Below are 12291 nucleotides of genomic sequence, written 5' to 3' on the forward strand. Positions count from 1 at the left end.
GGACGACATGGCCACTGCACCGAATACCCGCCGCCCCGATGCCCTGACCATGGAGGTCGTCGAGCTCATCGGTGACGTCGTGGCCCGGTTCTACGAGGACTACGAGGAAGCCGCCGGCGAGCACGCGCTGACCGGCGCGCAGGCCCGGCTGCTGAGCCTGCTGTCGCTGGAGCCGCTGCCGATGCGGAAGCTGGCGCAGAAGCTGAAGTGCGAGCCGTCCAACGTGACGGGGATCGTGGACCGGCTGGAGGTGCGGGGGCTGGTGGAGCGGCGACCCGATCCGGCCGACCGCCGGGTGAAACTGGCGGCGGCGACGGAGGAGGGGCGCCGGGTGGCGCGGGAACTGCGGGAGGGACTGCGCTTCGCGCGGGAGCCGCTGGCGGAACTGAGCGACCAGGAGCGACTGGCACTGCGGGACCTGCTGCGCAGGATGCTGGGCTCCGACTGAGCCGCGCCGCGCGGAGGGGCCGGGTCGGGGTCCTCCGCTCGCGGGCCCCGGAGGAGGCGGCCGGCCGGCGCCGACGGCGCGGGGCCCCTGGGCGGCCCCCGAGCGGCGGCTTCCGTCCACGTCGGCCGGCCTCAGGAGCACCACCACAGGAACCGCTCGCACGTGTGCGTCGGCGCCGGCTGCGGTGACGGGTCCGACGGGGCCGGCTGCGACGCCGCGGGGGCCGTCGGCTGCTGGGCCGCCGGGGTCGTGGGAGTCGCCCCCGCGCCCCCGCCCACGGCCGCACCCGCACCCGCACCCGCACCCACGGCGGCACCGGGTGCCGCACTCGGTGCCGCCGACGACGGCGACTGCCGCGCACCGCCGGAGCCGCTCGGCCCCGGCTCAGGCCGGCCGTCCCGCGCGGAGGCGGACGGCGACGCGGAGCCCGAGGACGGCATCGCCGCCGGGCGCGCGCTCGCGGCCCCGCCGGAGGCGTCCGCGGGCGGCCCGGCCGCTTCCGGCACGCCGGGGCTCGCCGTGACGCCGTCGGCCGCCCCGCCGTCGGCCGCCGTCGGTCCCGGGCCGGTGAGGCCGGGCAGGCCCGGCGCGACCGTGCCCAGTTCGGCCAGGCTCAGTCCGCCCGCCGCCAGGACGAGGCCCGTGGTGATCAGGACGGTCCGGCGACGGCGTCTGTGCCGGGCCGCCGCCTTGCGGTCGCGCCGGCTCGCGGCCGTGCCCGCCGCATCCACCGGGTCGTCGCCGGCCGCCCCGCGACCGCGCTCCGGCGCCCGGCGCCGGTCCGCCCGTTCCGCCGGTCGCCCACGGCCCTCACCACCGTCCGGGCCGTCGCGGTCTCGCTCGGCGTCAGCGTCGCCGTCGTCCCGTCGCGCACGCGCGAACTCCTCGCCGTCACTCCCAAGTTCGGGCCCGTAAGGGTCCACCGGGCGCGTGTCGGCCGGAGTGCCGCACCCCGGGCAGACGAGGGCGCCGTTGAGATGCCGTCGGCACGGGTGGCAGTAGTTCATGACGCCGGAAGACTAAGTTCCGGGCAGGCGGCGTTCCCAGTGGCCCATGTGAAGGTTCCGTGGGGGATCGAAAGAGCTGTCGAAGGGCTTGCCGAAACCGTTACCTGTCGGCCCCATTGACACCCCCCGCGCGCCGTCCTTACTGTCACGCCAGCATTTCGAACGCCTGACGAAATTTCGAACAACCCATCTCGAACAGCTACCGCCAGAACCGCAATCTCGAACAGCTGAGGGGCAACCGCCGTGCGCATCACCGGAATCAGCACACACGTGGTCGGGACGCCGTGGCGCAACCTGACCTACGTCCAGGTGCACACCGACGAGGGCATCACGGGAGTCGGCGAGACCCGGATGCTGGGCCACACCGACGCGCTGATCGGCTACCTGCGGGAGGCCGAGGCCAACCACGTCCTCGGATCCGACCCGTTCGCCGTCGAGGACCTGGTCCGCCGGATGAAGTACGGCGACTACGGCCGTGCGGGCGAGATCGTCATGTCCGGCATCGCGCTCGTGGAGATGGCGTGCTGGGACATCAAGGGCAAGGCGCTCGGGGTGCCGGTGTGGCAGTTGCTCGGCGGCAAGGTCACCGACAAGGTCAAGGCGTACGCCAACGGGTGGTACACCACGGAGCGGACCCCGGAGGCGTACCACAAGGCCGCCCAGGGCGTCATGGCGCGCGGGTACCGGGCGCTGAAGATCGACCCGTTCGGCACCGGGCACTTCGAACTCGACCACGAGCAGACCCTGTACGCCGTCTCGCTGATCGAGGCGGTGCGGGACGCCATCGGACCCGACGCCGAGCTGATGCTGGAGATGCACGGCCGCTTCTCCCCCGCCACCGCGGTGCGGCTGGCCAGGGAGATGGCCCCCTTCAAGCCGGCCTGGCTGGAGGAGCCGTGCCCGCCGGAGAACCTGAAAGCGCTGGAGAAGATCGCCGCCAAGGTGGACGTCCCGGTCGCCACCGGTGAGCGCATCCACGACCGGATCGAGTTCCGCGAGCTCTTCGAGAGCCAGGCCGTCGACATCGTCCAGCCGGACGTCGGCCACATCGGCGGCATCTGGGAGACCCGGAAGCTCGCCGCGACCGCCGAGACCCACTACATGCTGGTGGCCCCGCACAACGTCGGCGGGTCCGTCCTGACCGCCGCGTCCCTCCAGGTCGGCTTCACCTCCCCCAACTTCAAGATCCTCGAGCACTTCAACGACTTCGCGGACGCGGAGATCAAGAAGGTGGTCAAGGGCGCTCCCCAGGTGGATCCGGAGGACGGCTGCTTCCACCTCTCCGACGCGCCCGGTCTCGGCGTGGAGCTGGACGTCGACGCGGCGGCCGAGTTCCCGCAGCAGCAGGCCCGGTTCGACCTGTGGGCCGAGGGCTGGGAGACGCGCAGGCCGAAGGGCGCCCGGTGAGCACCGCCGTCGTCGTCGAGGCGCCGGGCGCGCACCGCCTCGTGGCGCACACGCCCCGCGAGCCGGGTCCCGGCGAGGCGCTGGTCGACGTGCACGCCGTGGGCCTCTGCGGCAGTGACCGCGAGCTGTACCAGGGCACCCGGCCCGAGGGGTACGTCCGTTACCCGCTCACCCCGGGCCACGAGTGGTCCGGCACGGTACGGGCGATCGGCGCCGGGGTGCACGAGCACCTGGTGGGCCGCAAGGTGGTCGGCGAGGGCTTCCGCAACTGCCAGGTCTGCGACCACTGCCACGCGGGCCGCACCACCCTGTGCGGCGCCGGGTACGAGGAGACGGGTTTCACCCAGCCGGGCGCGATGGCGGCCACCCTCACGCTCCCGGCCCGGCTGCTGCACGTCCTGCCGGACGACGCCGACCTCACCGCGGCCGCCCTGCTGGAGCCGGCCGCCTGCGTCGCGGCCGCCGCGCTGAAGGCGAACGCCCGGCCGGGCGAGCGGGTCGCGGTGGTCGGCACCGGGACGCTCGGCATGTTCGCCGTGCAGTTCCTGAGGGCGGTCTCCCCGGCCGAGCTGGCGGTGGTCGGCGTCAGCGACGACCGGGAGGCGCTGTCGAGACGCCTGGGCGCCACCGGCTTCTGGACCAAGGACCAGGAACTGCCGTGCGGCTTCGACGTCGTCATCGAGACCGCCGGGTCCGCGGACGCGGCCCGCACCGCCGCGGCGCTGCTCGGGCGGGGCGGACGGCTGGTGCTGACCGGGATCCCGGCACCGGGCGCCGAGGGCCTGGACCCGACCGATCTGGTGGTACGGCAACTGGAGGTGCACACGGTCTTCGGGGCGCCGCCGCACGCGTGGGCGCACACGGTGCGGGTGTTCGCGGCCGGACTGCTCCAGTCGCTGCCGCTGGTCACCCACGAACTCCCGCTCACCGAGTTCTCGCACGCCATCGACCTGGTCGGGGCCGGCGATCCCGCGGTCGGCAAGGTCCTGCTCCGGCCCTGACGCCCGCCTCCCGGGGGCCCCGTCCCCGACCGTGCGCCGGTCGCGGCGCGGCCCGACGACGCCGCGACCGGCACACCACCGAGCCTTTTCCGCACCCCGAGCCACGAACCGCGTTCGACATGTCGAACAGGTTGGCTTGTCGAACCGAAGGACAGCTTGTGACAGACGCTTCCGCCACGGCAGCCCGCAGGCCCGGTGAGCAGGTGCTCACCGCGCTCGGTCTGGCCGCCCCGGCCCTCGACCCCGCCGACGCCTCGCCGCACGCCTTCCCCGGCGGCGGCCGCTGGCGCACCGAGATCCCCTCGTGCGAGGGTCCCGAGGCGCTGTCGGTGGTCCTGAAGGAATCCTCGCGGCTCGACGTCCCGATCCACCGGATCAGCCAGGGCAGCGGCGTGTGGATGCTGACCGACGCCGAGATCACCGAGATGGTCGAGGCCACCGCCGAACGCGACATCGAGCTGTGCCTGTTCACCGGCCCGCGCGGCACCTGGGACACCGGCGGCTCGGTGCGCTCCGACTCCCGCGGCGCCGGACTGCGCGCCCGGGGCCACGACGCGGTGGCCGGATGCGTCGAGGACGCCGTACGGGCCGCCGAACTGGGCGTCAAGTGCCTGCTCGTCGCGGACGAGGGCGTGCTGTGGACGCTGCACCGGGCGCGCACGGCCGGCATCATCCCCGCCGACACCACGCTCAAGGTCTCCGCGCTGATCGGTCCGGTCAACCCGGCCTCGTACGCCGTCTACGAGCACCTGGGCGCCGACTCCGTCAACGTGCCCAGCGACCTGACGCTCGACCACCTCACCGAGATCCGGCGGGTGTCGGGCGCACCGATGGACATGTACATCGAGGCGCCCGACGACCTGGGCGGCTATGTGCGGATGTACGAGGTCGCCGAGCTGATCCGGCGCGGCGCGCCGCTGTACCTGAAGTTCGGCCTGTCCAAGGCGCCCGGCATCTACCCGTACGGACACCAGATGCGCGAGGTCACCCTGGCCACCGCCCGGGAGCGGGTGCGGCGCGGCCGGCTCGCACTGGACCTGCTCGAGCGGCACGGGGCGGCCGGGGACATGGCGCCACTGGGCTCCCGACTGCCGGGCGACCTGCGCCGGTTCGAAACACCGGCATAACGTTCCGGAAACTGCGCTTCACAGAACAAGACACAGCCGCGCACAATCCCACACAACCGTTCTCGGTCCATCACCGCTCCACCCGCGCCCCGCTCCACCGCACCGCCAGGCACCGCAGCCCGCACCGCAGTGGTACCGCTCCCGCACCGCATCCGCGCCACCCCAGCACCGCCGGACCGACCCCGCACACACATCAAGGATGATGAGCATGCGCAACCGCAGAGCCGCACTCGCCGCGATGGCCACCGCCGCCTCCCTCGCCCTGACCCTGTCCGCCTGCGGGCAGAACAGCGACGGCGGCTCCAAGGAGGACAAGGACAGCAGCGCCAAGGGCGGCACGATCGGCATCGCGATGCCGACCAAGTCCTCCGAGCGCTGGATCTCCGACGGCAAGAACGTCGTCAACGACCTCAAGGCCAAGGGCTACAAGACCAAGCTGGTCTACGGCGAGGACAACCCGGACACCCAGGTCTCGCAGATCGAGAACCTGATCACCCAGGGCGTCAAGGGCCTGATCATCGCGGCCATCGACAACAAGTCGCTGAACAACGTGCTCCAGGAGGCCGCGGACGCGGACATCCCGGTCATCTCCTACGACCGCCTCATCCTGGGCACCAAGAACGTCGACTACTACGCCTCCTTCGACAACGAGAAGGTCGGCGAACTCCAGGCCGGCTACATCGTCGACAAGCTGGGCCTGAAGAACGGCAAGGGCCCCTTCAACATCGAGCTGTTCGCCGGCTCCAACGACGACAACAACACCAAGTACTTCTTCAACGGCGCGATGAGCGTCCTGAAGCCGTACATCGACAGCAAGAAACTGGTCGTCCGGTCCGGCCAGACCGCGCTCAACCAGGTCACCACCCTGCGCTGGGACGGGGCCACCGCCCAGAAGCGCATGGACGACATCCTGACCTCCTCCTACAAGAGCCAGCGGGTCGACGCGGTCCTGTCGCCGTACGACGGCATCTCCATCGGTGTGCTGTCCTCGCTGAAGTCGGACGGCTACGGCTCCGGCAGCAAGCCGCTGCCGGTCATCACCGGCCAGGACGCCGAACTCGCCTCCGTGAAGTCGATCATCGCCGGCCAGCAGACGCAGACCGTCTACAAGGACCTGCGCAAGCTCGCCGACGTCGCCTCCACCATGGTCGACGACGTCCTCAAGGGCAAGAAGCCCCAGGTCAACGACGACAAGTCGTACGACAACGGCACCAAGGTCGTCCCCGCCTACCTGCTCCAGCCGGTCAGCGTCGACAAGTCCAACTACGAAGAGGTCCTGGTCAAGGGCGGCTACTACACCGACGCCCAGCTCAAGTAACAGCCCGCTCCCACCGACCGCACACGACTGGAAGGCACGACCATGGCGGGACCCGTCCTGGAAATGCGCTCGATCGTCAAGACCTTTCCCGGTGTCAAGGCGCTGTCGGACGTCAACCTGAGTGTCCGTCAGGGCGAGGTCCACGCCATCTGCGGGGAGAACGGCGCCGGCAAGTCCACCCTGATGAAGGTGGTCTCCGGCGTCCATCCGCACGGCAGCTACGAGGGCGACATCCTCTTCGAGGGGGAGGTCTGCCGCTTCAAGGACATCCGGGCCAGCGAGCACCACGGCATCGTCATCATCCACCAGGAACTGGCGCTGGTGCCGTTCCTGTCCATCGCCGAGAACATCTTCCTCGGCAACGAACACGCCAAGCGCGGACTCATCAACTGGAACGACACCCTCAGGCACGCCACCGAACTGCTGCGCCGCGTCGGCCTGGACGAGCACCCGGAGACCCGCGTCGCCGACATCGGCGTCGGCAAGCAGCAACTGGTGGAGATCGCCAAGGCACTGTCGAAGTCGGTGAAACTGCTCATCCTCGACGAGCCGACCGCGGCCCTGAACGACGAGGACAGCGACAAACTCCTCGACCTCATCCTGGAGCTGAGGAACCAGGGCATCACCTCGATCATCATCTCCCACAAGCTGAACGAGATCCGCAAGGTCGCCGACTCGGTGACGATCCTGCGCGACGGCCGCACCATCGAGACCCTCGACGTCAGGGCCGAGGGGACCACGGAGGAACGGATCATCGCCGGAATGGTGGGCCGCGACCTCGACCACCGCTTCCCCGAGCGCACCCCGCACCAGCCCGAGGACGGCGCCGCCCCCGCGCTGGAGATCCGCAACTGGACCGTGTTCCACCCCATCGACCAGCAGCGCAAGGTGGTCGACGACGTGTCGATCCAGGTACGCCGCGGGGAGATCGTCGGCATCGCAGGTCTGATGGGCGCCGGCCGCACGGAACTCGCCATGAACGTCTTCGGCCGCACCTACGGCCGCTATGCCCGGGGCACGGTCCTCAAGGACGGCGCCGAGATCCGCACGAAGACCGTCGCGGAGGCGGTCGGACACGGCATCGCGTACGTCACCGAGGACCGCAAGCACTACGGCCTGAACCTCATCGACACCATCAACCGGAACATCTCGCTCACCGCCCTGCGGAAGGTCGCCCGGCGCGGCGTGGTCGACGAGCACGAGGAACGCCAGGTCTCCGAGGGCTTCCGCAAGTCCATGAACATCAAGGCGCCGACCGTCTTCGAGTCCGTGGGCAAGCTCTCCGGCGGGAACCAGCAGAAGGTCGTCCTCAGCAAGTGGATCTTCTCGGGACCCGACGTGCTCATCCTGGACGAGCCCACCCGCGGCATCGACGTGGGCGCCAAGTACGAGATCTACACGGTCATCGACCAACTGGCCGCCCAGGGCAAGGCGGTCGTCTTCATCTCCTCCGAACTGCCGGAACTGCTCGGCATGTGCGACCGCATCTACACGATGTCCGCCGGACGGCTGACCGGCGAGGTGCCGCGGGCCGAGGCCACGCAGGAAGAGCTGATGCGCCGGATGACGAAGGACACACAGGACAAAGAGGTAACCCGATGAGCACGGATGTGACCGCCAAGACCCCGGCCCCCGCGCCGCCGGGCGGCACCGGATCGGCCGGCGGCAACGGCCTGCTCCAGCTGGTGCTGACCGGACTGCGCCGCAACATGCGCCAGTACGGCATGCTGATCGCGCTCGGTCTGATCGTGATCCTCTTCGAGATCTGGACCGGCGGCGACCTGCTGCTGCCCCGCAACGTCTCCAACCTGGTCCTGCAGAACAGCTACATCCTGATCCTCGCGATCGGCATGATGCTGGTGATCATCGCCGGCCACATCGACCTGTCCGTCGGCTCGCTCACCGCGTTCGTGGGTGCCTTCGCCGCCGTGCTCACCGTCCAGCACGGCGTGGCCTGGCCCGTCGCACTGGTGCTGTGCCTGCTGGTCGGCGCGGCGGCCGGCTCGGTGCAAGGCTTCCTGATCGCGTATCTGGGGATACCGTCGTTCATCGTCACCCTCGCCGGGATGCTGCTCTTCCGCGGCCTGACGGAGATCCTGCTCAAGGGGCAGACCCTCGGCCCGTTCCCCGACGGCCTGCAGAAGATGGGCAACGGCTTCCTGCCCGAGGTCGGCCCGAACACCAACTACCACAACCTCACGCTGCTCCTCGGCATCGTCCTGATCGCCGCCGTGGTCTGGCAGGAGGTGCGGGCCCGGCGCCGGCAGCGGGAGTTCACCCTCGACGTCGTACCCGTGAAGCTGTTCGCGCTGAAGCTGGTCGCCCTGGTCGCCGCGATCCTCGTCCTCACCCTGCTGCTCGCCAGCTACAAGGGCGCGCCGATCATCCTGATCATCCTCGCCGCGCTGGTGGTGGGCTACGGCTACATCATGCGCAACGCCGTCTTCGGCCGGCACATCTACGCGATCGGCGGCAACCTGCCGGCCGCGAAGCTGTCCGGTGTGAAGGACAAGCGGGTCACCTTCCAGGTGTTCCTGAACATGGGCGTGCTCGCCGCCCTGGCGGGTCTGGTGGTCGCCGCCCGTCTGAACGCGGCCTCGCCGAAGGCGGGCGTCAACTTCGAACTGGAGGCCATCGCCTCCTCGTTCATCGGCGGCGCGTCCATGAGCGGCGGTGTGGGCACCGTCCTCGGCGCGATCATCGGCGGTCTCGTCCTCGGCGTGCTCAACAACGGCATGAACCTCCTCAGCGTCGGCACCGACTGGCAGCAGGTCATCAAGGGGCTCGCACTGCTGGTGGCGGTCGGCTTCGACGTGTGGAACAAGCGCAAGTCCGGTTCGTGAGTCAGCTCGGGCCCCGCCGCAGGCGGGGCCCTTCCTCATCAGGGAGCCGCAGCACATGGAACTGAACAGACGCACGGTCATCGCAGGAGCGGCGGCGGGCATCGCCGCCGCCTCGCTCGGCGGCACGGCCCAGGCGGCCGGCCCCGGCCCCTCGTCCGCGGGCAAAAAGCCGGTGAGGGAACTCTTCGGCACGCTCTCCGACGGCACCAAGGTCCACCGCTGGTCCCTGGAGAACGGCGGCACCCGCCTGCGGGTCCTCTCCTACGGCGGCATCGTCCAGTCACTGGAGATCCCCGACCGCCACGGCCGCTACGCCAACGTGTCCCTGGGCTACGACAACCTGGCCGCCTACGTCGCCGGCACCACCTTCTTCGGCGCCACCATCGGCCGCTACGGCAACCGCATCGCGGGCGGCCGCTTCACCCTGGACGGCAGGACCTACCAGCTCTCCGTCAACGACGGGGTCAACAGCCTGCACGGCGGCGCCAAGGGCTTCAACACCAAGGTCTGGGACGTGGAACCCTTCACCCGGGGCTCCGACGTCGGCCTCCACCTGCACTACACCAGCGTCGACGGGGAGATGGGCTACCCCGGCACGCTGAGGACGAAGGTGACGTACACCCTCACCCGGCACGGCGACTGGCGCATCGACTACGAGGCCACCACCGACAAGCCCACCATCGTCAACCTCACCAACCACACCTACTACAACCTCGCGGGCGAGGGCAGCGGCAGCGTCCACGACCACGAACTGTGGCTCGCCGCCGGCCGGTACACCCCCACCGACCAGGGCCTGATACCCACCGGCGAACTGGCCCGCGTCCAGGGCACGCCCTTCGACTTCACCCGCCGCAAGCCGATCGGCCGGGACATCCGCGCCGGCCACCCCCAGCTGGTCACCGCCAAGGGCTTCGACCACAACTTCGTCCTCGACAAGGGCGTGACCGCCGGACCCGTGCACGCGGTGACCCTGCGCGACCCGGCCTCCGGCCGCACCCTGAGGATCTCCACCGACCAGCCCGGCGTGCAGTTCTACTCGGGCAACTTCCTCGACGGCACCCTGGTCGGCACCTCCGGCCGCACCTACCGCCAGGGCGACGGCCTGGCCCTGGAGACCCAGCACTTCCCGGACTCCCCCAACCACACCGCCTTCCCGTCGACCGTGCTGCGCCCGGGCCGCACCTACCGAACCACCACGATCCACTCCTTCGGCGCGTGAACACACCCTCCCATGCGCTGAGTTGAACAGCGCGGCAGGCACGCACCCCCGCCAGTGCACAGAGGCGGCCCGTGCTTCCCCGCACGGGCCGCCGCCCGCTCTCCGCCTGCCCCGGACGCCGCTGACCCCTCCCCCGGCCCACACCCTTCCCGGGTCCCCACCCCCGGCCCGGCCCGCGCCCCGTCCCGCAGGCCGCCGGCAGCACTCCAGGCACAAGGCAGGCGCACGGGACGAGGGGGCCGTCGCCCTCCTGCCACTGGACGGCCCGGCACGACCGGATGACCAACCCGCCCACGCCGCCCGCCCCGCCGACGCCGCCCCGCCGACGCCGCCCCGCCGACGCCGCTCCGACGCGCCTCCTCCCCGCCCACCCCCGTCCCGGGCGTACGCCCACAACGAGGTGGCGGCTCGCCATCGCGCAAGAATGACCTCCGGACACATTCCGCAGGGAGGACGAGGACACATGAGCCCACGAGGGGTCGCCACCCCGGACGCGCGCGAGCGGCTCTACGCCGCCGCGGAGGCCCTGCTGACCGAGGAGGGCCCGCACGCGGTCACCACGCGCGCGGTGGCCGAACGGGCGGGCTGCTCCAAGGGCGTGTTCCACAACTACTTCACCGGGGTGGACGAGTTCCTGGCCGAGCTGGTCCTGGACCGCATGCGGCGACTGGTCCAGCTCGTCACCGCCGTCACCGACCGGGCCGGGCAGAACACGGTGGCCGAGAACCTGCTGGACATCACGCTGGTGATGACGACCCCGCCGTTCCCCGCCATCGCCCGGACCGCGCTGCTCCGCCCTGCCGCGACGGACCGCATCCGCACCGCGCTGCACGGCGGCGAGGCCGGCTACACGGCCGTCCAGCACACCATCGCCCAGTACATGGCAGCCGAGCGCGCCCTGGGCCGCATCCCGTCCGGCACCGACACCGACACGGCCGCGCTGGCCCTGGTCGGCACGCTCCACCACCTGCTCATGTCCCACTCGGTCGACGAGGAGGAACTGCGGTCCACGCTACGACGCCTGATCGCCCTCATCACCGACGAGCGTCCCTAGCCCGCTCTCCCCGGTCGCAGGGTGTTCTCCCCACGCGGGAGGACAAGTGGCTGTGGGCCCCCGCAAGCCCCACACTCACCCGAGAAGGAGGCGGCCCCACAGCCACTTGCAAACACCGGGATCGATCTCCGCCCTTCCAGGGCGCCCATCACCGACGTCACGAGCGCCGCGACGCACGCCGCCACCGCGTACCCCCGCTTCCGGCCGCCCAGGAAACACCCAGGTGCCCTGAGACGGCTCGCGACGTCCACGGCCAGCCGCGTCCCCGACCTCACGGGTCAGTACAGCCAGCCGTGCCCACGGGTCGCGCCGCGGCCGGGGCGCGCCGTGGGTCAGGGGTTTTCCCAGGCCGTCGGCTCCGCTGCCAGGCGTCGTACCTCCTCGGGGAGGGCACACGTCGCGATGTCGGCCACCGTGACGCCCTCCAGGATCCGGCGGACGTTGGCGCGCAGGGCGATCCACAGGGGGAGCAGCGGCTCCGCCGAGCCGGTGTAGGTCAGGCCCGTGGGCCGCTCGCCGCGCACCGAGACGATCGGGCCGTCCACCGCGCGGATGACGTCGGCGACCGTGATCGACGACGCCTCCCGGGCCAGGGCGTACCCGCCGCCCCCGCCGCGCCGGCTGGTCACCACGCCGGCGCGGCGCAGGTCGCCGAGGATGCCCTCCAGGAACTTGTGCGGGATGCCCTGTTCGACCGCGATCCTTTCTGCCTTCACCGGGCCGTCGCCCTGCCGGACGGCCAGTTCCAGAACCGCCCGTACCGCGTAATCCGCCCGCGCCGAGATCCTCATGCGTCCATTGTGGCTGTCGGGACGGTGGAGAATGTCGGCACCCGCGCCCCGTAAGATCCGCCCGGGAGGCACAGCT

General features: G+C 71.0%; 10 protein-coding genes. 9 read left to right on the forward strand and 1 reads right to left on the reverse strand.

What is annotated here, in order from left to right:
* Positions 1 to 7 precede the first annotated feature (7 nt).
* The 9 genes from ACF061_RS02890 to ACF061_RS02930 all read left to right on the forward strand — a co-directional run bounded on the left by ACF061_RS02890 (position 8) and on the right by ACF061_RS02930 (position 11424).
* Complete coding sequence (locus ACF061_RS02890) at positions 8 to 448, forward strand: MarR family winged helix-turn-helix transcriptional regulator (protein WP_392264993.1); 441 nt, start codon at positions 8 to 10, stop codon at positions 446 to 448.
* Positions 449 to 1698: 1250 nt separating this feature from the next.
* A complete protein-coding gene (locus ACF061_RS02895; protein ID WP_392264994.1) occupies positions 1699 to 2862 on the forward strand; it encodes a mandelate racemase/muconate lactonizing enzyme family protein in 1164 nt (387 codons plus the stop codon).
* Positions 2859 to 3863 carry a zinc-binding dehydrogenase gene (locus ACF061_RS02900; protein ID WP_392264995.1) on the forward strand — a complete coding sequence of 335 codons (1005 nt, stop codon included), beginning with the start codon at positions 2859 to 2861 and terminating at the stop codon, positions 3861 to 3863. The genes ACF061_RS02895 and ACF061_RS02900 overlap by 4 nt, the downstream gene beginning before the upstream one ends.
* Before the next feature lie 158 nt (positions 3864 to 4021).
* Positions 4022 to 4990 (forward strand): hypothetical protein, encoded by a 969-nt coding sequence (locus tag ACF061_RS02905; protein ID WP_392264996.1) that lies wholly within the window; start codon positions 4022 to 4024, stop codon positions 4988 to 4990.
* 208 nt (positions 4991 to 5198) lie between these two features.
* Positions 5199 to 6308 (forward strand): multiple monosaccharide ABC transporter substrate-binding protein, encoded by a 1110-nt coding sequence (gene chvE, locus ACF061_RS02910; RefSeq protein WP_392264997.1) that lies wholly within the window; start codon positions 5199 to 5201, stop codon positions 6306 to 6308.
* A 42-nt stretch (positions 6309 to 6350) separates the two neighbouring features.
* Positions 6351 to 7910 (forward strand): multiple monosaccharide ABC transporter ATP-binding protein, encoded by a 1560-nt coding sequence (gene mmsA / locus ACF061_RS02915; RefSeq protein WP_392264998.1) that lies wholly within the window; start codon positions 6351 to 6353, stop codon positions 7908 to 7910.
* Positions 7907 to 9151, forward strand: coding sequence for a multiple monosaccharide ABC transporter permease (gene mmsB, locus ACF061_RS02920; RefSeq protein ID WP_392264999.1), 1245 nt, complete (start codon positions 7907 to 7909; stop codon positions 9149 to 9151). The genes mmsA and mmsB overlap by 4 nt, the downstream gene beginning before the upstream one ends.
* Positions 9152 to 9206: 55 nt before the next feature.
* Positions 9207 to 10370 carry an aldose epimerase family protein gene (locus ACF061_RS02925; protein ID WP_392265000.1) on the forward strand — a complete coding sequence of 388 codons (1164 nt, stop codon included), beginning with the start codon at positions 9207 to 9209 and terminating at the stop codon, positions 10368 to 10370.
* Positions 10371 to 10833: 463 nt separating this feature from the next.
* Entirely contained in the window at positions 10834 to 11424 is a 591-nt protein-coding gene (locus ACF061_RS02930; RefSeq protein WP_392265001.1) for a TetR/AcrR family transcriptional regulator, read from the forward strand.
* 332 nt (positions 11425 to 11756) lie between these two features.
* Here the strand turns inward: ACF061_RS02930 and ACF061_RS02935 are convergent, their stop codons facing one another.
* Entirely contained in the window at positions 11757 to 12215 is a 459-nt protein-coding gene (locus ACF061_RS02935) for an RrF2 family transcriptional regulator (RefSeq protein WP_392265002.1), read from the reverse strand.
* Between the last annotated feature and the right edge of the window lie 76 nt (positions 12216 to 12291).

The organism is Streptomyces sp. NPDC015220 (genome assembly GCF_043079345.1).
Classification (GTDB): Bacteria; Actinomycetota; Actinomycetes; order Streptomycetales; family Streptomycetaceae; genus Streptomyces.